Origin of the sequence: Paenibacillus sp. FSL H8-0079, from assembly GCF_037991315.1 — a bacterium.
In the GTDB taxonomy this organism is placed as follows: Bacteria; Bacillota; Bacilli; order Paenibacillales; family Paenibacillaceae; genus Paenibacillus.
This window is the reverse complement of sequence record NZ_CP150300.1, coordinates 1,148,188-1,174,227: the sequence shown is the minus strand read 5'-3', so window position 1 is coordinate 1,174,227 and position 26,040 is coordinate 1,148,188. Positions and strand designations below refer to the sequence as shown.

General features: G+C 45.6%; 28 protein-coding genes. 6 read left to right on the top strand and 22 right to left on the bottom strand.

Features of this window, described 5'->3' with window-relative positions; all coding sequences use genetic code 11:
• Positions 1–23 precede the first annotated feature (23 nt).
• Positions 24–1,082, bottom strand: a complete 1,059-nt coding sequence (locus MHI06_RS05160) for a CotH kinase family protein (RefSeq protein WP_340400704.1) — start codon at positions 1,080–1,082, stop codon at positions 24–26.
• 344 nt (positions 1,083–1,426) lie between these two features.
• Between MHI06_RS05160 and MHI06_RS05155 the strand changes: the two genes are divergently transcribed.
• Positions 1,427–2,119, top strand: a complete 693-nt coding sequence (locus MHI06_RS05155) for a hypothetical protein (RefSeq protein WP_340400703.1) — start codon at positions 1,427–1,429, stop codon at positions 2,117–2,119.
• A 204-nt stretch (positions 2,120–2,323) separates the two neighbouring features.
• Here MHI06_RS05155 and MHI06_RS05150 read toward each other — a convergent pair whose 3' ends face one another.
• From MHI06_RS05150 to MHI06_RS05075, 16 genes are all read right to left on the bottom strand, one after another.
• Positions 2,324–2,890, bottom strand: a complete 567-nt coding sequence (locus tag MHI06_RS05150) for a hypothetical protein (RefSeq protein WP_340400702.1) — start codon at positions 2,888–2,890, stop codon at positions 2,324–2,326.
• A 146-nt stretch (positions 2,891–3,036) separates the two neighbouring features.
• A complete protein-coding gene (locus MHI06_RS05145; RefSeq protein WP_036606281.1) occupies positions 3,037–4,140 on the bottom strand; it encodes a toxic anion resistance protein in 1,104 nt (367 codons plus the stop codon).
• 11 nt (positions 4,141–4,151) lie between these two features.
• Complete coding sequence (locus tag MHI06_RS05140) at positions 4,152–4,904, bottom strand: hypothetical protein (protein WP_340400701.1); 753 nt, start codon at positions 4,902–4,904, stop codon at positions 4,152–4,154.
• Positions 4,905–5,051: 147 nt separating this feature from the next.
• Positions 5,052–6,101 carry an ATP-grasp domain-containing protein gene (locus tag MHI06_RS05135; RefSeq protein ID WP_340400700.1) on the bottom strand — a complete coding sequence of 350 codons (1,050 nt, stop codon included), beginning with the start codon at positions 6,099–6,101 and terminating at the stop codon, positions 5,052–5,054.
• Entirely contained in the window at positions 6,102–6,950 is an 849-nt protein-coding gene (locus tag MHI06_RS05130) for a hydrolase (RefSeq protein WP_340402053.1), read from the bottom strand.
• Complete coding sequence (locus tag MHI06_RS05125) at positions 6,950–8,101, bottom strand: cysteine protease StiP family protein (RefSeq protein ID WP_340400699.1); 1,152 nt, start codon at positions 8,099–8,101, stop codon at positions 6,950–6,952. The genes MHI06_RS05130 and MHI06_RS05125 overlap by 1 nt, the downstream gene beginning before the upstream one ends.
• Positions 8,098–9,531, bottom strand: coding sequence for a phosphoribosyltransferase family protein (locus MHI06_RS05120; protein ID WP_340400698.1), 1,434 nt, complete (start codon positions 9,529–9,531; stop codon positions 8,098–8,100). The genes MHI06_RS05125 and MHI06_RS05120 overlap by 4 nt, the downstream gene beginning before the upstream one ends.
• On the bottom strand, positions 9,461–10,723 hold the full coding sequence (locus MHI06_RS05115) for an HpcH/HpaI aldolase/citrate lyase family protein (RefSeq protein WP_340400697.1): 1,263 nt from the start codon (positions 10,721–10,723) through the stop codon (positions 9,461–9,463). Before MHI06_RS05115 ends, MHI06_RS05120 begins: the two co-directional genes overlap by 71 nt.
• Before the next feature lie 147 nt (positions 10,724–10,870).
• Positions 10,871–12,127: a TerD family protein gene (locus MHI06_RS05110; RefSeq protein ID WP_340400696.1), complete on the bottom strand. Its 1,257-nt coding sequence runs from the start codon at positions 12,125–12,127 to the stop codon at positions 10,871–10,873.
• 25 nt (positions 12,128–12,152) lie between these two features.
• Positions 12,153–12,734 carry a TerD family protein gene (locus MHI06_RS05105; RefSeq protein ID WP_036606267.1) on the bottom strand — a complete coding sequence of 194 codons (582 nt, stop codon included), beginning with the start codon at positions 12,732–12,734 and terminating at the stop codon, positions 12,153–12,155.
• A gap of 93 nt (positions 12,735–12,827) precedes the next feature.
• Positions 12,828–13,403 carry a TerD family protein gene (locus MHI06_RS05100; protein ID WP_091015801.1) on the bottom strand — a complete coding sequence of 192 codons (576 nt, stop codon included), beginning with the start codon at positions 13,401–13,403 and terminating at the stop codon, positions 12,828–12,830.
• A 90-nt stretch (positions 13,404–13,493) separates the two neighbouring features.
• Positions 13,494–14,087 carry a TerD family protein gene (locus tag MHI06_RS05095; RefSeq protein ID WP_036672556.1) on the bottom strand — a complete coding sequence of 198 codons (594 nt, stop codon included), beginning with the start codon at positions 14,085–14,087 and terminating at the stop codon, positions 13,494–13,496.
• Positions 14,088–14,122: 35 nt separating this feature from the next.
• Positions 14,123–14,569 (bottom strand): tellurite resistance TerB family protein, encoded by a 447-nt coding sequence (locus MHI06_RS05090; protein WP_169480381.1) that lies wholly within the window; start codon positions 14,567–14,569, stop codon positions 14,123–14,125.
• Positions 14,570–14,889: 320 nt separating this feature from the next.
• Entirely contained in the window at positions 14,890–15,783 is an 894-nt protein-coding gene (locus MHI06_RS05085; RefSeq protein ID WP_340400695.1) for a hypothetical protein, read from the bottom strand.
• Positions 15,784–16,046: 263 nt separating this feature from the next.
• Complete coding sequence (locus MHI06_RS05080; RefSeq protein WP_340400694.1) at positions 16,047–16,778, bottom strand: nuclease-related domain-containing protein; 732 nt, start codon at positions 16,776–16,778, stop codon at positions 16,047–16,049.
• A 276-nt stretch (positions 16,779–17,054) separates the two neighbouring features.
• Complete coding sequence (locus MHI06_RS05075; RefSeq protein ID WP_340400693.1) at positions 17,055–17,948, bottom strand: NAD(P)-dependent oxidoreductase; 894 nt, start codon at positions 17,946–17,948, stop codon at positions 17,055–17,057.
• A 195-nt stretch (positions 17,949–18,143) separates the two neighbouring features.
• Between MHI06_RS05075 and MHI06_RS05070 the strand changes: the two genes are divergently transcribed.
• From MHI06_RS05070 to MHI06_RS05060, 3 genes are read left to right on the top strand one after another with little or no spacing between them, the layout of a single operon-like run.
• On the top strand, positions 18,144–19,265 hold the full coding sequence (locus MHI06_RS05070; RefSeq protein ID WP_340400692.1) for an endospore germination permease: 1,122 nt from the start codon (positions 18,144–18,146) through the stop codon (positions 19,263–19,265).
• Positions 19,237–20,739 carry a spore germination protein gene (locus MHI06_RS05065; protein WP_340400691.1) on the top strand — a complete coding sequence of 501 codons (1,503 nt, stop codon included), beginning with the start codon at positions 19,237–19,239 and terminating at the stop codon, positions 20,737–20,739. Before MHI06_RS05070 ends, MHI06_RS05065 begins: the two co-directional genes overlap by 29 nt.
• Positions 20,736–21,899 (top strand): Ger(x)C family spore germination protein, encoded by a 1,164-nt coding sequence (locus MHI06_RS05060; RefSeq protein ID WP_340400690.1) that lies wholly within the window; start codon positions 20,736–20,738, stop codon positions 21,897–21,899. The genes MHI06_RS05065 and MHI06_RS05060 overlap by 4 nt, the downstream gene beginning before the upstream one ends.
• Before the next feature lie 81 nt (positions 21,900–21,980).
• Here the strand turns inward: MHI06_RS05060 and MHI06_RS05055 are convergent, their stop codons facing one another.
• A complete protein-coding gene (locus MHI06_RS05055; protein WP_340400689.1) occupies positions 21,981–22,484 on the bottom strand; it encodes a hypothetical protein in 504 nt (167 codons plus the stop codon).
• Between the two features lie 47 nt (positions 22,485–22,531).
• Positions 22,532–22,894 (bottom strand): hypothetical protein, encoded by a 363-nt coding sequence (locus tag MHI06_RS05050; protein ID WP_340400688.1) that lies wholly within the window; start codon positions 22,892–22,894, stop codon positions 22,532–22,534.
• 192 nt (positions 22,895–23,086) lie between these two features.
• Here MHI06_RS05050 and MHI06_RS05045 point away from each other — a divergent pair, with 192 nt between their 5' ends.
• A complete protein-coding gene (locus MHI06_RS05045; RefSeq protein WP_264934619.1) occupies positions 23,087–23,620 on the top strand; it encodes a hypothetical protein in 534 nt (177 codons plus the stop codon).
• Positions 23,621–23,740: 120 nt separating this feature from the next.
• Here MHI06_RS05045 and MHI06_RS05040 read toward each other — a convergent pair whose 3' ends face one another.
• Genes MHI06_RS05040 through MHI06_RS05030 form a run of 3 tightly spaced genes read right to left on the bottom strand, consistent with a single transcriptional unit; the run spans position 23,741 to position 25,432 of the window.
• Complete coding sequence (locus MHI06_RS05040) at positions 23,741–24,037, bottom strand: WXG100 family type VII secretion target (protein WP_264934620.1); 297 nt, start codon at positions 24,035–24,037, stop codon at positions 23,741–23,743.
• A 42-nt stretch (positions 24,038–24,079) separates the two neighbouring features.
• Positions 24,080–24,292, bottom strand: coding sequence for a hypothetical protein (locus tag MHI06_RS05035; protein WP_340400687.1), 213 nt, complete (start codon positions 24,290–24,292; stop codon positions 24,080–24,082).
• Between the two features lie 24 nt (positions 24,293–24,316).
• Positions 24,317–25,432, bottom strand: coding sequence for a hypothetical protein (locus MHI06_RS05030; protein WP_340400686.1), 1,116 nt, complete (start codon positions 25,430–25,432; stop codon positions 24,317–24,319).
• Positions 25,433–25,588: 156 nt separating this feature from the next.
• On the opposite strand from MHI06_RS05030, the gene MHI06_RS05025 reads away from it, so the two are divergent.
• Positions 25,589–25,840 (top strand): hypothetical protein, encoded by a 252-nt coding sequence (locus MHI06_RS05025; RefSeq protein ID WP_340400685.1) that lies wholly within the window; start codon positions 25,589–25,591, stop codon positions 25,838–25,840.
• The last annotated feature ends 200 nt before the right edge of the window (positions 25,841–26,040 follow it).

Sequence of the window (26,040 nt, the reverse complement as noted above, 5' to 3'; positions counted from 1 at the left end):
CCTCCCTCACGCTAGTTAAGTTCCTACAGCTGATGTAATCTATCAGTCAAATATTCCCGCCGTTCCGCCACATAGGTACGAATCCGCTCCGGTTCACCCACAAATACATCCATGGGCCATTTCATGTAAGGATCTTGGTCGACCTCTTCTCGAATGTCATTGTGTAATCGATGGACTATAGGCATAATTCGCTTCTCTGTAAAAGCATTCATCAGATGCTGCCGTAGAAGCTTCTTATATTGCTCACGAAAATGTCGGAAGGCCAGCATTTTGCCCGTAAGTTTATTATACCCCTGGATGCGAACAAGGCTGGCATCGACCTTCGCCCCGTAACAATTTCTTCCCCAGGTTCCTTCATAATCCCATGGCAGGATACCATACTTTTTGGTTTTTATTTTCTCGTACCACGTGTAATTCTGATCAAATCCATCAAAGTTGCCCGTAAGTACAGCCCCGCATAGCCAGCCCAGATAGTTGTCCGTATCAATCCTCGACTGTAAAAAACGAAACAATTCCAGTCTGGACTTCGTGTTCAGTTGTTGAATAAACGTCCGCAGCCGGGTTTTATCCACATCCTTACCGCGGATTAGACTGTATCCTGACAATAGGTTCGCGCTTGTGCTCGTTGATGATGAGTTGGAATTAATCGTAAACCCGGCATGATCATTGATCGCATAGAAGATACTGCGCACAGGCATTTTCCTTTGGCGAAAAAAGAAGGATTTCACCCCTTCGATCCGCAGATATACTCCCAACAGCTCCCCATTAAGGTAGAGCACGCAGTGCCGAGTAGAGGGGGCAGGTACACGAATGGACTCGAAGAAACGAAAAGACAGCGCATTTCGAAGCAGCGAGGGGTCATCATACTCCGCATTAAAATGATACGTTCGACTGGACGTACGAATTTCGAATGACTTTTTGGGATAACCGCGTGTATGCCCTCCTCGATAACGAATCCGGATCGGGATCTGTTTGCCGTCCATCTGTATGGAGCCTTTAACCAGTTGTTCAGACCATATATCGGATGTCAGTTGTTGATACTCCTTGGCATGTACAGCAATCCGGTAGACAGGTAAACCCATGTTCATCCGCCTTTCATGACCTGTAATATGGGTCCATTAAGTACTACCTGCATCCTATGCAGGAGCACAGCAGATCGAACGGGCATATGCACAGGATCAATCAAGCAAATGCGAATGTAGTGTACTCGAATACGAAAAAAAATAAGGAATCTATCATCTATGAATATACAAAACTTTTTATAGATGATAGCCAATTTGATATACAAATGGTTTGTTGGCTAGTCCCTCCAACGAGCATGCCACATATGATTAAACTACAGACAAACTTGAATGCAGATTGAGAGATTACAACGCATCCGTCATTTTAGTTGATCTGAACTTATGTTCTGGAAGGGGTCAATACAATGTCTATGAATGGTCAGGGAATACGAGGTTTGCTCGGGAGAGAAGTCAAAGTCAATCGGGGTCCGGAAGCGGTTCAAGGTAAATTGATAGATGTTCGTGGGGATTATATGGCCGTTAGCTGTAAAAAAGGATGCGTATATGTAAATGGATTAAATGTCAAAAGCATCACCGACACAGGTCGCTCCAGTGGTAGCTCAACTCCAATGAACAATCCTATTCCTTCTAACTCCTTTTTGGAAGTCTTACAGGCACTGCGTTTCAGACGTGTACTGATTAATGAAGGCAGCCGGGATGAGGTGGAAGGAATCCTAGCTGAGGCTAACCAAAACCAGTTAATTATCACAACAGATCGTCAGGAAGTGGTTCGTATTCCAACATATCACGTCAAATCGATATGCATCGTTCGTGGCGGCAATAAATCTAGCGGAAACAAATCCTGTGGAAAACCATCTCACCCTAACAAATCGACGGGACACAAGTGTTGCGAGAAGCATCCTCACAAATCTACCGGGCACAAATGCTGTGAGAAACACCCTCATAAATCTACCGGACAAAAGTGCTGCGAGAAACACCCTCATAAATCTACCGGACAAAAGTGCTGCGAGAAACACCCTCATAAATCTACTGGACAAAAGTGCTGCGAGAAGCACCCTCACAAATCTACGGGGTATATCTCGGGTCGGAGAAAGTAAACGATTCTTGCAAGCCAAGTGATCTGCCAGTGTAAAGGGAGAATAATGATGGTGGCCCTAGGCTCCACCAGAACTTCTCTCTCTGGGAGATCCCTGTAAAATAACATATGAAGATCGCCCTCCATATGACACTTGCAAATCAGGAGTATCTGCCTAACTTCGCAGAAATATAGTTATCTGTTTACATACTAAGCGAGATGTTCATTACCATCTTCTGCGCCCACGATCACCCCTATTGTGATCATTTAACTCACCAAGACGATCGTATGTCTCTTTATATATCCGAATCACGGCTTGAACTTTGATAAAATCAGCATCTTCCGGTCCAAGTCCCTCCATAAACATTCTCTGAATGATCTGTTGGAAGAACTGCACTCTGGACTCAATCTGTTCTTGCTCAAGCTGCAATACTTCTTCGAAACTGTGGTTCCCTATGTAATCCATCAATTCATCATCATGACTGGAATAATCTGCGTTTCTTCGATCTGCTACCCATTCATCCGGCTCGTTGGACTGGAGATTAACACTCGTACGCAGCTGGGATAGGATAATTTTCTCTTTGGCCAACATGACATGAAAATCTTTGTTACGAAGCAACTCAGACACAATCAGACTGCACATTTCACGATTTTGGATCAGTATGCCGTCAAATGGATGCAGTGTCCACTCCCCGTTTGCAAAATACAGGTTAAAGTTAAAGAACTCACTGCCATATTTGTATTGAATATTAATCTTGGTCTCATCAATAATCTCGAATGAAAAGTCCAGCATGTTCAGCAAGCTCCTTCGCACAACCCCAGATTTTAACTTCATTCTATCAAACAAATGAAACAAAGAGACGCACTTAGCGTCCCTCATAGAAAATAAATACATGTAGTGATGTCCATGCCATATGCAGCGAGTCCCTATTCTATTACCTAATCTAGGAAAGATCCTAAAGCACTGGAATCCGGTTTGTTTTTCTCCGGAATGGCAGCAGCCTTCGGCCCTTCCAGCCCCAGTCGATCGCTCATTTTGGCGTTAAGTGTTGTCATCTTGTTGGTGTAGTCATTGCAGCTTTCGATGATACGGCGATTGGACTGCTCGGACAGATCCAGCGCAGACATCAGATCACCCATCGCTTGATTGACTGCTTCAAGGGACATAGCCGGTTTGGACAACAGCTCATTCGTTTTCTCCGTCGTTGTCTTCAACAATCTGGCGTTCTCCTTGAATTGATCTTCAATCGTCTTATTCGTAGCTTCCACAGCGGAAATGACCTTCTCCTGATCATTAAGAGCCATCGCAATCATGGCCGAAACGGTGATCAGATTCGCTGTTTTATCAATGGCATTATTAACGGAATCAATCAGCTTGTCATTGTTATCATTAATGATGTCGGTAGCTGCGATTGCCTGATTGTACAGCATGATCATCTCTGTCATGGATTGGGTACGTGTTACCACTTTGCGCAACCCACGCTCCAGATGTGCTTTACGATTCTCGTTCTCAGGCTTGGCGATCTCGGTTTCAAACAATGCTTTCAGTTGATTACCGAAGGAAATTTTGGTCTGCAGATTGTAGATCTCCTGAATGGAAGAACGTTTCAACTGACGCATATTCACGATGCTTTCTTCCAGGTTGTCCTTACCGTCCCGCAACCCGTTAATGATGGCATCAATGTTCGTGCGAACAGATTGATAACGGTACACGTAGTTTTTCAGCGGGCTTTTACGTAACAACTTCCCGACAAAACTCACATTTTTACTCTGTTGTAAACTCTCACATTCATCACGGAGCTTCAGGATCATGTTCGATACCTCGGCCCGATTCCCCGACATCAGTTCATTGACTGGACGATCAAGCAGCTTGAGGGTCTGTCCTGCTCTCTCTTGTGTTTTCACGCCTAACTTGCCGATATCATCCATTAAGGTATCCAGGTGAGCAGGATCACTTTGGGACACTTTCTGAATAAGCTGTGTTGCTTCCTGGTTAATCCGTTGCTCATCTTCCTGCTTCAACTGAGCCCATTCCGTTGCCATGCCAATCCCTCCTATAATTCAGAGCTGTTATAACGTTGATGTATCAGTTCCGCTTTGTTCTGAAGCTCCATTAAGTCTTTATGTTCAATCGTTGATACAATATCCGATATCTTGGAATCCACGTCTCGAAGACCATTCAGCAACATACGCCGATTATTGCGTTTGGCTTCTCCACTTAAACGTAGAAATGGATTAATAAAACCGTTCAGGTCTTTCAAAATCAGTCTGCGCACCGTATGGTTAATATCCCCGTTATTTAGCTCCTGAAGGGAAGGGATCACACGCTGCAAACGGGCAAACAACGCCAGTGATTTCTCCACGATCTCATTATCCAGCTCATTCTTCTGACCTTCAGAAATGATCATGTCCTCCAGAACTTCCAGGTATTCAATCACCGGATCAAATACAGGATCTGGTTCGGTCCGGGAAGGCTTCACTTGTTCTGTGCCCGCATGTTGTGCGGGAGTGGAACTCGAATGAGGCTGTGCCGGAGAAGCATCTATGGCCCCTGTTGGCACTGCGCTCGGTGCTTGTCCACCGTTCAAGCGGGATGGTTCATTGCCGATATCTGTTATGGGTACAGGGGCTGATGACGAACCCTCGACCTGTGTACGTGGCGTGGAACGTGAAGGAATCAGTCCCCCGACCACAGTTGCCAGTGCGGGAATCGCCCACGTGATCACATCCGGTAGAAAGGGACTCGAGATCGCCGCGAGACCATAACCGACCAATGCGCCTATACCTATCTTCGTTTTCCGTAACATTACTTGTCCTCCTGCCTTAACAACACATACAGTGCATATTCAAAAAGTCTGGTTTTCAGTACCGAGAAGATGGACTTTTTGAATAACCTCTTATCCGTATTGTAAAAAAACCATCCAGAAGGTGTCAATGTTGATGAAAATTCTCAGCTAGACGTGATGTACTCCGCTTACCTTCTGAACGTCGATTATAAATGGCTGTTCGATATGACTTCCCAGAAGACCAAACTTCGGATGAAGTGGTCCAATATCACGGCCTAGTGCAGACTTGACCGCCAGATAAGGGAAGTTCACGCCCGACAGACAAGACATATGCAATCCACCCGACATTCTCGGATTGATCTCCAGCAGCTTCGGTGTATCCTTGCGATATTTCATCTGAATATTAAAATTATAAGGAATTCGATATACCTCTGCCACATTACGGGCAATCGCGAGCAATTCCTCGTTTTCTTCGAGCAAGCGCAAACGTCCTCTTTCTTTTCTACGCGGAATAGCCGTTAATAGTTTCCCATTGCGATCCGAAAGACAATCAATGCTGTATTCATATCCTTCCAGTACCTCCATCACCATGACATTTTGAAAGGACGGAGCAGAAGAGAACGCACGCAGGGCATCTTCATATGAAATCGAGTTCAGCGCATACCCGAACAACTCCTGCAACGGATCACGCTCATTGTTGATCACCCGGAATCCCATGCCGCCCTCACCATTACATGGTTTGAAGCATACATCGTGTCCACGTGCACGCAGCGCCTCATAGGCTTGCTGGAATTGTGCAGCATTATTAACCGTGAAATAATCCGGAATCTCCATAATGCCCTTCTCACGCACCGATTCATAGAAGCGGTCTTTCTCCATCAATTGTTCCAGCAATTCCGTATCCGAGCATACGATAACCCGTGTACCGATCTCTTCGAACAGGGAGATATGTCTGCTGATGTCCAGCATGTTCCAGCGTGGAATAAACACATCAATCTGATGACGACGGCAAAAGTCGAGGCAAAAATCTACATATTCCCGGCCCGTTACACGCGGTTCAACTTCTGCAACATCACAGCCCTGTAATGCCATGTGTCCCGGATCAGGGTGAGTACCGTAGATCTCAAATTCCATGCCGTCCTCATTGTCCCGAATCGCATTCATATAATGGTACGTTACAGAGAACCAACGGTTGAAGTAAATCTTCATTTTTTTCATTTATACGGTCTCCCTTATCTCGGCATGGTCTATCTGGGTCTGTTGATCGTTATGAATACGGTGAACGTAATCGAGAATCTCATCTGCTGCAAATGCACCGAATTGTTCCGTAAATTGATACGGTACTTGCTCAGGTACACGCTGTCTCTCCACATGCAACTCTCCGTGAGATGGAGCAATGGCATGCTGCGCAAAGTCCAGCAAACAACGATCTAGCAAGGAATCACCCGAAGCAATCACAGGCACATCGCCAATGCGTTGCCTAATATGCTCCACTGCAGCTCGTTTGTTTACGGCCGAAGGCACCAGATAGAGCTTCCGACCCTGGATTGAACTCTCCCATCCCAGTGTCTCTAACACCCGAATCTTTTCCGCAATATGCTCCATTGGAAGCTTGTCACGTTCGATCAACAATGCAAAGAACAGCTCATCACACAATCGCTGATTAATCACCCATTCCGGGCTCAGTACGTCATCAAACAAATCCAGGATCTCTTCAGGAGTAGCTGCCTCCTGACGAAGCAAAGAACGAATATGCAGATTCCATTCATCGTCTACCTGACCGTCAACAATAATGTTGCCACCATTGCTCGTCACCGCATATTTCGGAATACATTCGCTCTGAAAAATATGAATGCGCCGATACTGCTCCACTGTACGTGTAGTCACAGGCATAAATACAATGTCTTGTGGCAAAGACTGCAAGCGCTCCAGTGCATATGCTGACATAAAAGCGGACAACTTGCCGTTAATCCACTCTGCGGGAACAAGTCCCGGTGTATCTTCGGGAATACGGAGCGCACGACGGGAGTACACCAGCGTCTGGTCCAGATCACTTGCGTAGATCATCATTCTCCGCCACCTCCCAGGGATTGAATAATGCCGCAACAGGAATAGGTTAATCCCGGATATACCTCAACCGGCACATTTCTGTCTCTGGCGAGCATCATGATATGTTGCAAATCCGGATTATCGAGTCGATCCACGAGAATTTTCCAGGGGACCCGGCGCAATAACACCCGGGTTGTTTCTCCGATTCCGGGTTTAATCAGATTGATGTTCGCAATGCCAAAGGATTGCTGGATGGACTCGATATCCTGCCAGCCTTTCCAGGTGATTTCCGAAGTACCAGTAGCATTGTCCTCCGAGCGAATCTCCGCTTGGTTCATCACCTGTGGAAAATGCTGAGCGATCGTATCTACGTATTGGTTCGACACATCGTCAGAGGACCACTCACGATACCATTTGGCTCCGTGAAAATCTGCCGGCCCAATCAGATCATCCCGAAGTACTGTACGGCTCACGAGTCCCGAGACGGTGGAATTCAGACAAGCACTAGGAATAAGATAATCTTCCCTTGTCCCAAAAGTTCCTGAACATTGCCCCGGATCGGCCAACACAGCTAAATCGTCATCGAGACTTACGCCATAAGTCTGTTCCATTTGGTCACAGGACTCTTTCAGCACTTTGCGAATAGCCCCTTTGCCTGTCCAGCCGTCTACAAACTGAATGGCTGTTTCCAGCCCATGTTGCTGTAAAATATATAAAATTGCATTCTCGTCCATACCCTTGCCACGAATAATTGAAATGCTATAATGCGGAATCGTCACCTTGTATTTCAATTCAATATAACGCTTGATCAGGATGCCCACAGGGGTTCCGGCTCGAGCCAGAGATACCAGCACAAGATTCAGTCCCCTGCGCTCTACAATCTTCTCAGCCACAATGGCGGTATGAAGTGCAATTCTTGCGGCGGATTGTTCCAGCGTCTGGTGAAACAGTTCGATGTATTCTGCTGTAGGCTGATATTCCACGGGCAGCATCTCCGAATAATGAACCCCGGATTGGATCGCTTGCTCCCGTTCACCCGTTCCCTTTTCCAGATCAACATGGCTGATATCCTTCAGTAGGAAAACAACGTCCGATGCAGCATAGCTGCCCATCGGTTCGGGAGATGGAATCTCACGTTGTCTGATTAGCTCCAGTGTAGTTAAGTTCATTGCTCGTTGTCCCCTGTCTTCTCTGGCAAGCCGCAATATACAATATGAATGTGTCCGCATCCTAACTGCTCCAGTACCTTCACCATCGGTTCCATTCGCTCTCTAGACATCTGTCTCTCCAACAGAACAAAAATCTCATCATATTGTCCCGGGGCGACGTTGTAGATAAAGTTACGAACAGATGCGTCTTCCGGTGAAGCATATCCAGCCCCACTAACAACAGCATATCCTGGAGCTGGTTGTGTATGGATTGGACTGCGAGTAGTGGATTGATACAACACGCCTTCTCCCATCTCGGCAGCAATACGCATCGGAATGTACATGAACTCCCCTGTTCCCATCACCAACGTCCGTTCTCCCGTACGCTGCGACCGAAGTCGTTCTGCAATCTGGCTAATCTCCTGACGTAATACGCCATTATGCCGGGATTGCATACCAAACCTGCCCGTATGCTGGACGTAGCTCGCTGTACTACGTTTACCTTCACCATCCTCCGAAGTGGCATGCAGCTGTTCGAAGGCATCGGCAACGGTAGATGTCTGAATGGTCACGGCAGGATGAGACAGCTGCTCATCTTGGGGTGTTGCTTCCAACTGTGGAGTACCCACCACATCAATGCGGCCCTTCAGCAGGCTTAATGGTGTAATCGTAATCCCAAGCTCAACTTCCAGTTCGGCAAATCGATTCTCGTCCGCTTCCGTACGCCAGTCCAGCAATGAAGCAATCACATATTGCTTGCGGGGATATCTAGCCTGAATATCCCGAATGATATTCAACGTCGTTTTGCCCGTCGTAATCTCGTCGTCCACCAGAACAATCGGGCCCTCTCCTGCAAAAGCTTCATGATCCAACGCATAACAACGATGAGCCATCGCATGGGAATGTTCTTCTTCAAATTGAATATCTGGATGCATCGCTGGAACATACTCGCGAGTGGTGTGAATATAAGAAGCTTGATCAGCAAACATCTCGTACATGCTGTGACCCAACGCTGTAGCGGTCTCGGCAAAACCAACAAAACGAATCGTTTCCGGCAAACTCAAGCTTTCTTGCAACAGCATGTTGTACACTTGCCGGGCTTGCTTGGGATCAATTAACCCCTCGACCATTTCCCGTTTCCACTTGACTATCTGATCTTTCGTCTCTTCCGTCTTATCAGTCAGGTGCTCGTACAGCAGAACAGCCAATGCCGCGCCACTCAGAAGCGAGGTATACGGGTTAACCGGGATGTGCTTGCCCAGCAGTTTGCTTACAAACAGAAATGAACGTTTCTTATTGATTCGTGCAGCCATGGAAAATAGAGATTCTAGTGGAAGTTCCAGCGGGTTATGTGTAACCTGAACGTGCAGACTGAATTGATCAAGAATTGGGAACGTAGTTATGTTGTTGTTCGTGCTTGGGCAAGAGCCCGACAAAATGCTGCTGTTCATGTAACACCCCATATATTTGTGATCGGATTAGAATTCGATTTGCCCAGCTCAAGTGTGGTTTAATCTCATTCATTTTGTTATAGTAATTACTTTTGAACACACCCAGGCTACCGTCATTACGGGCGATGATGTCTTGTGCATCGGAATATTCTTCATGTGTAACAACGTACATCGCTTGTACGGGCTTAATATGAGAAGGATGAATGATCGTTTTGCCTACAATTCCATTTTCCTTGTCCATCATGACTTCACGCATCAATCCATCCATTGTGTTCGTAATATATTTCATTCTCAGATGCAGCCCTGATTTGCCCAGGGTTTCTTCGAATGGGGTCTGTCGTAATTGAGGTTTGAACACGCGCTCCCGCTGACTGAAATATTCCCAGACAGGACCTGAGATCACATACGGCTTGTCCATCCGTCCGAACAGATTGATAATATCCGAGATGCAGTCACGGATCGTGGCGATATCGTATATAGTCAATTCCGGGCTTCGACGTAATCCAAACAAGCTAGAGAAATCGGTTGCACCAATGCGTACATTAAGCACATATTCATCATTCTCATCGAGGATGTTTCGAAGGTCCAGCAAAGTCTCCCAACGTGTCTCCCGATAGATTATCGAAGCAGTCTCCAATATGGGCATGCCATAGAGAACAGGATAATGCTCCGGTTTCAGTTGATTGTATTTGCGGATTTGATCGAAATAGGCTCTGCCATTATCCACACAAAACTTGGGCAAAGCCAAGCCTGTCAGCATGGATACCAGTTCTCCCAACGTATCAATCATACGTTCCAACTGTTGTGGTGAACGTACACGAGCAAACAGAAGAGGCATTCGATCCTGACTAAGCATGCCTGTCTCCATATAAGTCATCAGTTGAGTTAGATGCTGTACCAGACACTGTTCGGCAAACTCCACTTGGTCGTCACCCACAGCGTCTTCCAGATCAATAATAATAGTCGTTAGACCTTCATGCTTACCATTCATAATGTCGTCCGCGATATGTGTGCGCGTCGCGGGCATATATAAAGCAGCCCCAACAGCATATGCCAGTAAATCTTTGGAAGTCCGGTGATTGAACGAGACGGGTGAAGAGAAAAATAAAGTATCTTCTTCTTCCAGACTCAAAAAATTGAAATATTTCAGGATTGTCTCCTCCTCGCACCTTTGGCAATAGCCAATCTGCATGAATTGATTCCAGCTGTCGGGGCATAAAAACCAATCCCTCCTTAATCTGGAGGGATTGATGGTCTATTATCGAGGATAACGTTGGTCAACAGTATCCTTGCAATGGTGCTGACCGATACAGCATTTATATTGAATAATTACGAATGATTATTTTCTTCCTGCAACCCACTGCATTCCCCAGTCATGAGCTTCGTCCAACGCCTGATGCCCATTATAGAACTGCACGATTCGTTCAATGCTGAATGTCTCATTGTTCACATTGCGTAACATGGCAATGCCACACATGCCGAGCGGACTCCCGTATTCGTTCATTCGAACAATGATATCGGGACCGTCCTTCTGCTGAATGGTTACCACACCGTCTACTTGAGACCAGTTGGCCACACCACCATAAATATAGGTAAATACCAGGATACGCTCAATTTCCGAGATGCGGGCACCATTAATCCGTAGATTCTCTCCCGTCTTAACCGATCCCGTCCGGTCATCCCCATCCAGAGCAATGTAAGGGAAACGGTTCAGTGAGCCAAACGTTTGTCCCAAAGCCTGAATCACGTCCCGTGTACCATCCTTCATCTCGAACAGGCAACCCAAGTCCAGATCCACACTCTTGCTACGACCAAATAACCCTTTGCTACCCTGTTGATTCCAGTTCAGGTTAATCAGGATTTCACCAAGTCCCCCCGCATTTTTCTTGAGGTTAATGGTGTCGCCCTTCTTCTTCAATTCGATTTTGCTGAAATTGATCGAATTCACAGGGGAAGGCGTCGGTTCTGGTGCGGGCACCGGGGGTGGTGGAGTAGGTACAGCTGTCGGAGGAACGGTTGAAGTCGTTGGTGCAGGTTCTGATCCACCATCCACATCCACACCAAAGTTAGCGCAGAGTGCATTCAAACCACCTGCAAAACCCGATCCTATTGCATTGAACTTCCATTCTCCGTTATGGCGATACAATTCACCGATGACAATCGCGGTCTCCACTGTAAAACCGCTCCCCAGATCGTATCTCATCACTTCCTGACCTGTAGCTGCATTGGCAAACCGTAGAAAACCATGCTGAACCTGTCCAAAATGATGGCTTCGTGCTTCACCGTCATGAATCGTCAGGCTGAAGGCGATTTTCTCAATTCGAGCAGGAATTTTGTCAAGATCAATGGCGAACTGTTTCTTCTCGCCACCAACCTGCCCGCCATCCTTATACGTGATGAACGAGGTAGAGGGCTGGTTATAAAAGATAAAATCCTCATCTCCAGCCACTTTATTGTCTGAACCCAGAAGGAATGCTGATGTGTCCAGCTCCACACCCGAGGCTGCCTCCCAACCAATGCCTACCGTTAGACGGGACAAGCCCGGATTGGTTTTGGTCAGATCACTCTTCTGGCCTTTCACGACAGAAATCGCCATAGCAGACTCACCTTTCTATGCCAAGTTATTGTGCATCCAGTCCATAATTTTTGCATAAAGCAGATAGTCCACCTGTGAAGCCGCTGCCTACGGCCTGGAATTTCCAGTCCGCACCTGCACGGTAGAACTCACAGAACACCACAGCTGTTTCGGTAGAGTAGTCTTCTCCGAGGTCGAACCGAAGTACTTCCCGATCACTTGCAGCATCTACAACACGAACGAAAGCGTTGGAGACTTGTCCAAAATTCTGCCCTCGTCCATCTCCATCATAGATGGTTACCGTAATACCGATCCGGTGAATGTGCGCAGGGATTTTGCTGAAGTCAACAACAACTTGCTCATCATCGCCGTCACCTTCACCTGTACGGTTATCACCAGTATGTGTTACTGAACCCGCACCGCCGCTTGGATTGTTGTAAAAAACAAAGTCATCCGTACCTTTGGCTTTTCCATCTTCGTACAACAAAAAAGCCGAAGCGTCCAGGTCAAAGTCGACTCCACCACTATATTTGTTTGTATCCCAACCCAAACCAACCACCACACGGGTAAGGCCCGGATTCGTCTTAGTCAGGTCAATACGTTGTCCTTTGGCAAGACTGATCGTCATTTGTTTTTCCACCTTTCCAAAATATGTGATTAAATGAAAAGGAGAACCGTCCAGGAGACGGTTCTTCCCATCCTGTAAGTCGTTCTGTACGTCCTATTGCAAACCGTAATCGCGTGTCAATCCAACCAATCCATCCTGGTAACCACTACCGATGGCACTGAACTTCCACTCGCCATTATGACGATACAATTCACCAACAACTACACCCGTTTCAATGGAGAAGTCTTCTCCCAGGTCAAAACGAATCAGTTCTTCGTTGTTTGCTTCGTTGACGATTCGCACATAAGCACGGGAGACTTGTCCGAAGTTCTGGCTACGTTCTGTAGCTTCGTAGATCGTAATGGAGAATGCAATCTTCTCTACATTTGCGGGTACGTTAGGCAGGTCGATATTGATTTGCTCATCATCACCATCGCCATCTCCTGTACGGTTGTCACCGGTGTGAACAACAGAACCATTTTCATTTTGTGGATTGTTGAAGAAGATGAAGTTTTTCTCGCCTTCTACTTTACCGTTTGCATTGGCACAGAATACCGATACATCCAGGTCAAAGTCTTTTCCGCCATCATACTTATTGGTATCCCAGCCCAAGCCTACTGTGATTTTTGTCAAACCTGGGTTCGTTTTAGTCAGATCGATTTTTTGACCTTTAGAGAGATTAATTGCCATCGTATGATCATCCTCGCTTATTTAAATGTATTGTAGTTATCGTGACATATGAATATCAGGATTATTGTCGATTTAGGTTAAATCTTGTACTTAGGAGTACCTGCGAGCGAGTTCGTTGATATGTACCGCATGGGAACCCTCTCCAATTGCCGAGAATTTCCATTCGCCTCCATGACGATACAATTCACCACAGATCAACGCTGTTGAACCTGTGTAGTTTTCGGATAGATTGAACTTCACGAGCTCACTGGAATTTTTACCATCCAGAATACGAATATAAGCCTTCTCAATCATGCCAAAATCTTGCTTGCGATTGACACAATCGTAGATATTAACAACGATTAATACTTTATGAACATCAGCAGGAATACGGGACAGATCCATTTTGATCTGTTCGTCGTCACCGTCTCCCTGACCTGTTAAATTGTCACCTGAATGGATAACCGAACGACATGCACTTTGCTTGTTGTGGAAGCAAACCAGGTTGGAGTCCTTCACCAACTTGCCTTCCTCATTTAACATGATTGCCGATGCATCACAATCGATATCCGCTTGTTTCTTTCTTCCGAAGAACCCTTTGGCAGTTACCGGGTCCCAACCGAGACCAGCAATCACCTCAGTAAGTCCTGCATTGCCTTTGGTTAAATCAATCTTCTGTCCTTTGACCAAATTAATGCTTGCCACTGATTTTCACCTCCCTTCATATGTAAAATAGCTACTTAGAGATTGAATTCACCCGGATTCAGTCCAAGTACAATGCATATCTCGGTAACCACTCTTTTCTCCTGATCATCAAAGTTGCCGTCAGCTGAACCAATCGCGCTACATACGCCCACAATAACGCGGCCCACATCCGGCTTGGATTTGAACTTCCCAATGGCTTTCAGTGCTTCCTGCTTCCCGATCTCCGGAGAGAACTCAAAGTTCGCCACGTAATGATTGAAGCGTGTAATCACTTCGCCCATGTCGAATACTTTCAATTCCTGACTCAGTTTAATATAACCGGCCATCTTGTTCTTCTCGGCTTCGTCAATGGAACCATCCGCGAAAGCAACCAGTGCACAACCTGCAACTACGGCGTCCATAAAATCTTTATTTTTAAACTTTTTGACTTGCTCTTCAAGTCCTTGTTTTGTTGAATTTAACCAGCTTTTAAATGAACTCATACTCAACCTCCAATAGTTTCAAACATGGTGTTCTTTACTTTTTTTCATGATTTTCAGTAATTTTCATCCCTACATCATGATTGAATATAAGTTAAATTATTCCTTAACTATACTCTGAAATACGGCAATATTCTACATTAAAAAACAATTAATACCTTATGATACGCGTCGTTCTGAATATAGTTTCAAGCGGATTTCAAAAATCTTCTCTACACTTCGTTTTTTCGAAATCTATTCGGATATAACACATAAAACCCTGACAGCCGATTATCACAGGCAGTCAGGGTTTAGCTCATTCATATTCTATTCAATACCTCTGTTCACTTACCGTAGATCTCTTCAATCCGCTCTTCCTCATTCGTAGACAACAGAACATTAAGCAATCCCATCGCATTGTTGGCATCGGTTCTCGTCGTCTTATACATCTCTGCAAACGCCGCTTCATCCTGCTCCGGATCCATCTCAGCAAGCTTGCCCCACGACGTGCGGGCTTTGTCGTATAACGTACTCAACGTGATGTCACGCGGATGTTGAGCTACGGGTGCCATAGATTCAAATTTCGCTGTGACGCTGAAGAAATCCTTGGAATCCTGGAACGATGTACTGCTATAATCCTTATTTTTCATCGCATCTTCTGTAATCAAGAGGCCTTCACGGGCGATAAACAGTGTTTTCACCATGGCACGCTCCAGATTGGTTGCTTCTTCCCAAGTTATATAAGATTCGTCAGGTGCTTGTACGGTTGTGAAAAAAGGAAAGGCATCATCAATCAACCGCTGCGAATCGGAATGAATCGGCACCCCTGCATTCATGTCCACAACAGCATCACTATAGTTGGCAACATTAATATTTTTTGAACCTTCCTCACTAACCCGACGCACCGGATGATCATTCAGAGGGATACGGATATAACCAAGCTGATCTGCATACTGCTGCTTCAACTCTTCCAATGTGGAGTCCTTTCCAATCTTGCCGTCGTCAGTGGAAGAAGTTTCTTCTGTAGCTGAACCTGTCTGTTCACTCCCATTCGAACCGGATGCTGCTGTTTCTGTTACGGTAGCATTCGAGCTACTTGTCTCTGACGAAGCGACTTCTGCACCAGAAGCAGACTCCGGCGATGATGATGTCTCTTTAGCTCCACCACCACAAGCTGTCAAAATCGCTGCCAAACCGAATATGACCGTGAACGTCTTTATCGTGTAATTCCATTTCATCGTATAATCTTCCCCTATCGTATGTATATTCCTGAGAACCATTAACCTCTGTTTCAAACCTTGAACACTTACTACCAAAAATATCCTTTCAGATAACATGCTTGATTCACAATTGGACATGGTCTACATTCTATCATAAGTCAAAAATCGGTTGTATACGACGATATACCTGTGTCTAAAGCCTTTTACTATCCCTGTATTAACTACCAACGCAACACAAAAACACTGCCATCCGTAGGGACAACAGTGTTCGTGAAGCGGAATTATTTAATACCTTTAGCTTTCTCCATGTGTTCTGACCGAATCTGAGGATCCGTAGAATTGACCGATGAGAGCAGAGCGTAGATCGCCTGAATATCCTTCTCTTGAAATACAGTCTCGGGAACTTCAGTCTCAAGTCGCTCTGTCTTGCGCTGAATGGTCTCTACCAATTCATGATCGTAGATGATCAGTTCATCCGAATTCACATATCTCACAGCAGGATCAACACTGATCCGGCAACGGTTCGTGAAGGTCACCATGGAGACAAGGCGTACTCTTTTGTAATCTCCGAGGTGCGCATGGATGGCTTCCACATGTGCACGATGCTGCATGAGAGGATTGTACATTTTGACCCGGCTGCTGCTGACCGACCAATTGGCTTCTCTTCGGCCACCGCGGATCTCACCTGTCGTCAGATTCCGCGTTTCGATCACGAAAATTGCCCGCGGACCGATCACGACATGATCAACCTGTGAATAACCGGAGCGCGACTTCGGATTGGTAACGAGTAAGTCGTTCAGCACTTTATATTGACTTGGAAGACCTATCAGCTGATCTGCTGTACTGGGCTCCTCCGGCTGACGTGTCCAATCCCCTTCCGCTTTTTTCTTGCGCTTACTGCGGACCATACGCGGGGGAATGGTTGTCGTCGATGGTAAGGCTGAAGCGGAGGCTGTAATCTGGTTCGCAAGCTCTGGCTGTGTCTTGAACAGAGACAGGATTTTCTTGAACATGGGCAAGCTCCGTTCTATTATAGTGTGGGTTACGGGTGACCATTACAGGAGGAATAACATCCTTTGACACATTCATTATGTAAACTACTATTACTTATGTCGGATAAAGCGGGGTAAAAATAAAGTGAAAACGATCAAAATCTCTCCAATACGCAAAGTACATATGAACATTTAACCAATCCTGTGACTTTAGACGCATAAAAAGGCCATAAAATTGAAAAAAACAGCGCAACCTTTCCTGGATAGAAAAAGAATACGCTGCTGTTCTCTTGGTTGTTAAGCCTGAAGATAATAGGTGTAGAGCACCTGTGTACCCTTCTCTTCCAGACCATTATTCGCTATTTCTTGATACAGGGATTCGGCCAGAGCCAGTCCAGGCGTTTTCATGCCCATCGCTTTTGCAGACTCCAGTGCAATTCCCATGTCTTTGATAAAATGTTTCACATAGAATCCAGGCTCATAGTCGCCTGCGATCATGCGCGGACCGAGATTGCTGAGCGACCAGCTTCCGGCTGCACCGGTAGCAATGCTCTTCAGCACAGTCTCCGCGTCCAGACCAGATGTCTTGGCATAGGCGAGTGCTTCGCATACGCCCATCATGCCAGAGGCAATGGCAATCTGGTTGCACATTTTGGTATGCTGCCCGGCTCCCGCCTTGCCTTGCAGCACAATGTTGCTGCCCATCTGCTCAAACACCGGACGCACGGCTTCAAAGGCCTCCGAACTACCACCAACCATAATGGACAGCTTGGCGTTCTGCGCTCCGATATCGCCGCCCGACACAGGCGCGTCCAGTGCATGCAGTCCTTTGGCTTCCGCAGCTTCAAAGATTCGTGCAGCCAGTAACGGACTGGATGTCGTCATATCAATCAGATATGAACCCGGTTTGGCATTGGCCACGAGACCATCCTCACCGAGATAAATCTCCTCTACATCTTTCGGATACCCCACCATTGTGATGATGACATCACACGCGGCAGCCAGTTTGCCTGGTGTATCATGCCATACGGCACCTTCTTTCACCAACGCTTCCGCTTTGGCAGCAGTTCGCGTGTACACATGCAGCGGATATCCAGCCTGCTGGATGTGCCCAGCCATGCTTTTACCCATCACGCCTGTACCAATAAAGCCAACTTTCGTCTCTCCAGGTGCCTTCGTCGTATTTGTCATCACAGGTTTCCTCCCTATTTCTCTATACTTCGCTCAGTAGTTGTCTTCGACATTGCTATATCTGTATGTTAAAGCTTTCTGCCTGGCTCGTCCATCTCGTTTGCCGCTTTCTGTGAAAAAATCTGAAAAAGGAATCAACTTCCCATATGCTGTACAACCTAACGTAAACTTCCTTCATTGGAAAGGAGGATTCCCATGAGTCGTGAAAAAGGTCAAATTACCATCTGGTTGTCCTTTTCCATCATTTTATTAAGTGCCGGACTGGTCTGCCATGTCTTGTCCATTCCAGCAATTCTGGAAGCAGCAGGTCGAGACGGATGGTTGTCTGTTGTAGCAGCGGCTCCCTTGTTCATGTTGTTTCTATGTATGATGTACATCATCATTCGGCGAGTACGTGGACAGCGATTAACAGATTGGATCACCCGAGAATTCGGAGCCATTCCTTCCTGGATCTTCCGCATCTCCGCTTCCATTCTGCTGTTCACGCTTGGCACGCATACGCTATATGAGACAACCAACTGGACCGTATCCACTTATCTTCAATTTACACCGCCCTATGTTCTGGCCGGTGGCGGAGCGCTGGTTGCTGCCTGGGCGGCGTCCAAGGGCATACGATCCATTGCGATGACTTCCAGTCTGCTGCTCCCCTTTGTCATTTTGCTTGGTTATTTTGTAATGTCCGCCAATATGAAATATAAAGACTACAGTCTATTGTTCCCGATCATGGAGAACGGTATGGGTCCCGTGTGGCGGGGCATGATTTATTCCCTTGCCGGGCTTATGGAAATCTGGATTCTCATGTTGTTCCAACATGAAGTCAAAGGCAAAATTCGGTGGTGGTACGTCCTGATCCTCGGCGTGTTTATGCTCAGTATGGCGATCGGACCAACCATCGGAGCCATTGTGGAATTCGGCCCCGAAGAAGCAGCAAAACAACGAAACAGTCCCTATGAGCAATGGAAACTGGTGAATATCGGTAAGTTGCTGCAACACGTTGATTTTTTGTCCATCTATCAGTGGCTTAGTGGTTCCTTCGCAAGGGTGGCTATATCCATGTATCTCATCGTGGATTTGCTGAATTTCCGTAGACCGAAGAAACGATATATTGCTATTCTCACCATTACCGTCATCATGAGCTTCATGGCGATGCAGTGGTGGCGCATTGATTATGTGGATTATTATGTGGACCATATTCAGTTCCCGGTCATGCTCGCCTATGTATCCGTCGTTACCGTGATATTAACGATTGCTGCATTAATCCACAAAAAGGACAAGGAGGCTCCCGAACATGCCGATCTCAACCCAGCCCAAGAATAATCGTGACGTTGAACCGTTCCGAATGAACGAGCATAACCTGAACACCTTTTTTGCCGGATCTGACGACGTCATCATTAATAGTCACATGATCGGTGAATCTCCGATGCAGATCCTTATGGTATATTGCAGCGGTATGGTGGACAGTGAAGCGATCTATGATATTATTCTCCCGGAACTCAAACGAACGTATGAGCAAACACACTTTTTCCGTACGTCCGACATTGAGAAATGCATCAGCCTGCAATGGACCCGGATGGATCTGCAAGATCCGGCATTTGGAACCGAGCTGATGTCTCTCCGTGTTTTTGAAGGTCATATGTTGATCTGTATCCCTTCTCTTCAAGCCATGTGGAGTATTGATATTTCCAATATCCCGACACGGACACCGGAGGAGTCGACCACCGAAGTTTCGATTCGTGGGGCAAGAGACGGGTTTATTGAACCCCTTGCCGTCAATATTGCCTTGATACGCACACGTTTGCGTACGAACCAACTGGCTTGCAATATCGAACTGATCGGTACACGTTCTGCAACCAAGGTGGCACTGATGTATATCAAGAATATCGCCAATCCGGAGCTGATCGAAGACGTGCAGGATCGATTGCGCAAGATTGAGACCGAACGCATTTTGACCGCCAATGAACTGGAAGAATTGCTGTCTCCTTCGAAGATTACTTTGTTTCCCGTTACCCATTATACGGGTAGGCCTGACTTTGCTGCGGAATGTCTCCTTAACGGACGTTTTATCCTCATTGTCGACGGCAATCCCAGCGCCATTATTGGGCCAGTCAATCTGTTTCTTTTGCTCAAATCACCGGAGGATGCCAGTTTTCCTTTCTTACCTGTGAACGTAGGACGGATGCTCCGCTTTCTCGGTCTGATGATCACCGTGTTCCTGCCTGGCTTTTATATTGCGCTGACATCCTTTCATATGGATCAGATCCCCTTCCCACTGGTTGCAACGATATCCGTTGGACGAATGGGGTTGCCGATGGAATCGGGAATGGAGATGTTTCTCATTATGCTACTGATGGAGTTGTTCCGAGAGGCGGGGGTACGTTTGCCTAGTGCCATCGGCCAGACATTGACTGTCGTCGGAGGTCTCATTATTGGAGATTCCGCCATCCGAGCCGGCATGGTCTCTCCCCTTATGATTGTCATCATCGCAGTTACCGTCGTAGCTGGAGCAACCATTGTGAATCAGGTCATGACCAGTTCTGTGCTGATCCTGCGGTTCCTTTGTTTTGTCCTGGGAGCTTCCCTCGGCATCTATGGGTTCATCCTGTCGTTGATTCTGTTCCTCATCTACCTGACCGATCTCAAATCATTTGGCATTCCGTATCTCACTCCGTTAACACCGCTTCATTTCAAACAAGCGATAGCTTCATTATTCAAACTGCCAAAAGGGCTGGGTAAACGTAGACCCGTCTATCTCGAGACCCAGGAGCCCCGCAAGAAAGGGAACGGACGATGAAGCGTTTGTTGCAGCGATGTATACTGGGGCTGTTAAGCCTATCGATGTGCGTGATGACGAGTGGATGCTGGAGTGCATTTGAAATCCAACAGGTAGACTACGCCAAAGCCTTTGGGATTGATTATAAGGACGGCATGTATCATCTGTATGTGCAAACGCTGGATTTTGCCAGTGTCGCCAAAAGTGAAAGTTCGACCAAAAGTGCAGATACCCCACCAGTATGGGTTGGACATGCCGAAGGGAAAACCATGAGTCTGGCGCTGAACGAGCTGTTCCGTACGGCTCAATTACACATGGCCTGGGGGCATGTGACCGCCATCGTTATGGCAGAAGGTGTGCTCACCAGTAAACATATCAAAGAAGTGTTCGATATGCTGGGACGTTTTCCAGAATCCCGTTATACAACTTGGGTGTATGGAACCCGCGAACCACTGGAGAAAATTCTGAGCGCAACGTCCATCTATAATATGTCACCGCTGGATAGTATTCTTCACAATCCGCTCCCTACTTATATGGAAGAATCGTTGTATCCGCCCGTGCTCAGCTTCAAGCTCATTGCAACGCATAATGATCCAGCTACAACGACGTATCTGCCGAGTCTTGCATTGAACAATACCCAGTGGGCTGAGAATGAAAAGAAACATGATTTGTTTCTGGTGGAAGGGGCCTTTTTCGAGAAGACTGGCTATGACTTTGAATACTTTCCACGCAGTCAGCTTCCCGGTTATCATTGGTTAATCAAAGACATGCGGCGTGCTCCCTTGCTTGTGCAGAAGGATGGAACGATCTATGGAGCACTCAGTGTAGGATTGCCTAAGATCAAAATTAAACCTGTCATTCAGGGTGAAGACGTTACGTTCAACATTGATGCCCACTACCTCACTGCCCTGTACGAATACTTGGTGCCCACCTCTTATGAAGAGATGATCCAGATTAGTGAAGTGAAGTTGCGGGAGCAGATCATGCAGACCTATCGTCACGGCCTTGAGCGTGGTGTGGATATTTACGGTCTTCAGGAGAAGCTGTATCGCAAAAATCCGAAGCTCTGGCGCAAGTTATCAAACAACGGGAGCAAGATGATGCTTACCGAAGACTCGATCCACGATCTGAAAATCCACCTCACGATCCCGTATACAGGGAAGTATAAGAGGAAAGTGTAACAAGAACTTAAAACCCCTTGCCCGTATGAACCGACGGATAAGGGGTTTTAAGTTTCTAAGGTATTACGTTTGCAGTTCGAATCATGCATATCTAGTCCTGCGAAATTTCCATTCCATCAGCCAACCTGTCAATATTGAAAAAGACAGACCGAACAGCAGGATCGGAACATTGTAAAACAAGGTGTTCGTGTACTGATTCAGCCAGCCAAAACGGTACACTGCGGAATCCGGATCATTCGTAAATCCGTTGAGTTGTATGCGTAAGTCATTGATGATGTGTAACTCCAGAAAGACTGACAACACACACAGTAGGAAAGCAACCAGGGGTATTGAGGCATGCATCTTCCCTCCCCAGCGCTGACGCTGATCATGCAACCACCATTTGGATAGAAACATCGTCCAGATACATAGAATGAGAAAGGTCAGAAGAGATGGAAATAACACTAAAAGCCCTAGATTACCGTTGCCAGACACCCCTCTGCCGGGTTCGTGCTGAAAGGTTAACCCTCGTACAGCACCAATCATGAGTACGTTCCAGATGAGGAATATGAAGTATGGCTTGTTGATTCTTTTGAGACGATTCATATGTTACCTCCTAATCCTTGTTGCGGCCACCTATTCTAAATTGACGTTCACTTCTTATAATAATTCATTACCCGCAACCGAGTAGTCAAGATTAACGTCTGGGGAATGAGCACGAAGAAAATGTACATAAGTACAATTAACCATAGATGTGCGGCAAAATTCTCCGCACCGAATGATGGTTTCGGGCGCTCGATAAGATACCACCAGCACGGAATGGCCATAAACCATGTCAGTCCCGTTGAGAGGAACATGTCTTTTACATCGCTCCATAGAAAGCAGAACAGCGCGACAAACAAAATTGGACCCGTCCATGAATCCAATATCGGTCCCCAACTTTGGAAGACAAAGATAATGGCAGGATACAGAAGATTGATGGTCCAGCGCCAGATGTTGTTAGTATAAAGATTCATAATGCATCACCTCGTTACATAACGTTGAAACTGTGCGTGAAAATACAGGCTACAAAAATTAGCGAAGATATGTACTCTCGAGATTTTAAAAGGTTATCCAATTACATACTGGGAAAGAAATGAAGAGAAGAAGCATGATTTTGGATAATATAGCTCATACTACCTTCAGGAAATTACCGAAGGAGTGACAGTATGAGGTTAAAAAGGTTCATCGCCGTTGGAGCCGTGTTAACTTGCTCAACTCTGTTATGGGGCTGTGGTAATGGCACTGCGAATAATGCTTCCCAGCAACAGAATAACACCGTTCGGTCGGAGAGTTGGAGCGATCCCAAACGACTGGAAGCTTCCCATCTTGAGGCGCTTGAGCGTATGGAGAAAGATCATATCCACCGGATGGTTTCACTTAGTGCAAGTACAGATGGAGACAAAGTAATGACCACGCTTGAACGGTCGAGTCAGAAGCTGGAGGAAATGAGACCCCTCGCCGAAATGCTCCAGCATGAAGGCCATCCAGCATTATTACAGCAAATTCAGGAGATGTCCCGTGATATCCAAGGTTCCAAATCCGTCGTGGCTGAGATGAAAAATTTACCTCAGGACGGTAAAATTAAGATTCAGTCTGAGAACTCCGATTCTTTGCATCACATCAGTAGCTTCCGCGATTACCACCAGTATATCCAAGAGAAAATTCAAACTTTGAACAAGAATAATACTGATTTACATTAATTAGTAATAGCTGCTTACCCAAGTGACTTCAATCGATACAATTGTATGAACGAAGCAAAAATAGTTAGGTGGGAAGATTACTTCCTATCTAACTATTTACGTGTGAGCAGATATAGACAATCACTGTATCCTGCTGCGATTTCTTTGATCTTCTCTGTCTGCTTCCTCCATCTTGCGAATATATCGCTTTAATTCCTCCTTATGAGCTTCAAGTTCAGTCAGTTTCACAGATGCTCCCTCTACAAAAGACTGCATCTTATAAGTTAACTCCTCTGCCGATCTTCCTACCCAGTCCTGCTGCAACCTCCCATGAATCGAACGCATCTTCTGTTCCTGTTGTACAAGTCGTTGCTGCAATTGTTCGCATTGTTGAACGGCTCTTCGTAAATCCGACAGGGATACGGATATTCTGCCCATGTCCACTTTCCTCCTGTTAATCTATCTATATAAATCCCATTATTATTGTTGCTGATCAGCGATTACAAAATCTTCTCTCTTTCGTTCAATATAATCTGCAATCTCACTTATGGATTCCTGGTACCAACGGTTAATTTGTTGCAAAGTAGCTGTTGCATTATAAGCAATCGGTGTAAACGACTGACTTTCGCTCGTTGCTATATGGGTCTGGAACATCTGAATAGAAGCTTGTGCATCGTTGGAAAATCCGCTCAAACTCAGTCTCATTTCCCGAGCAGACTACGCTAATTCTTCCGGTGTTAATTGAATCTTACCGCCACCAGAACTACCTACTCCGGATATAAACGAAGCTACTGCACCAGACATCACATTAGAGAACACAGCCATTGCTTTCTGATGTGCAGTCCATCTTGGAGAAATATCAAGCGTCTCTCCCGTACTCCGATCAATTAACGGGCCAATTAAGTTGCCATCCTTATCAAATTCATATTGCTTCATAGAATGGTACCCCTTGCCTTCGTCCTTCGAGAAGGAATCCAATAATCTAACGATATTTCCAATGTACAGCTTATCCAGATCTACATCTATTCCAACGTCATGAACCAACATCGGCGAGCCTGCACCGAGAGGTTGAAAAGGAACCTTTAACTGTAGTTGAAACTTCCAGTTCTGATACATCGCATTAGCGGTATCAAAATCCTGTCCCTTGTACACCGTAAGTCCAACGTGCCTATCATATTCACTTATTCCACCAGCTCCTACAGAATCACTCGGATGAACCACATTAACCATTTTGTTGTCAAAGTGACCTTCATTCACCTTAGCCAAACTTATATCATCCAGCAGATTTATTACACTTGGAGCACTGTACGTCATACCAGACACATCATGACGAGCAGCTACATATTGAGCCAAACCACCACCAAGAGAATGGCCTGTTAGCGAAATATCTGAATCAGGATAAGCCTTCTGTACAGCCTCATACAATTCTTCAGCTTGATGAAACTGATTGTTTTCCCAACTTGAATTATCCATCATGAGTTTGAATGGACTATTTTTGAAGATATTATGACGCTCAGGGTCGGTTACGGCATCTTCAAGCCTTTTTGTTCTGCCCCCCACGACATCCAAAGCGTCCGTCTCCCAGTCCGCGATTTTATCAGTCAACTTCCCTTCCGGTTCCGTTCCCCGATAACCGATGACAATCTGATCTGTAAGATCATTCTTTAAAACAATTGCGTCGAACCCAGACTTTCTGTGCAATTTTGCTCCATCTGGCTCAACCACTTTCCAATTAGCTGAATCCAGCGTATCAGGGTAATCCCCTTCATTTAAATTAAGATAGGCCAGTTCCGAAATTTCCTTATATGTTTTATCAGTTATATAGTTATCCATAAAAACTCCTCTCTGTTTACTGAACTAAAAAGTTAAAGTATATTTATAAAGTGTTAAGTTCACATATATAGGAGGTTGAAGAATATTTTTAAAAATATTCAATTTGTATCTATCACACTTATAATCTTAGCCCTTATATTGGGAGGATGTAATTCTATGCCGAATCAAGATAAAATTATTGAAGAAGCAACTCAAGTGGGTCATCAATACTTTATTGATCACTATAATACTGAAGTGGAATTCACTGATCATAAATTTATGCCAAAAGATCTTAGTCACAATATCAGTTTGAGTGGTCATGTTGAAAATAATAAAGAAACTGAAATTTCCATCCTCATTGATTATGACACGTTTGAAGTTCAAACAGCCGTTGTACCCAAAGAGTTACTTGACCAAAAAATCAAGTAAGTGTGTCACTGACGGGGTATGTAAAAGGAAATAAGACTCAGGAAATATTTACAATGGTGGATTATGATACTTATGAAGTCAAAACAGGCTCAGTGCCTGATGACATCAAACCTCTTAAGTAAATTATAAGAACTTTAACCTTTCTAACTTTAGGGCCTTGTAAAGATACATGGCTCTTTCACTTGTAATAATAAGGCCCC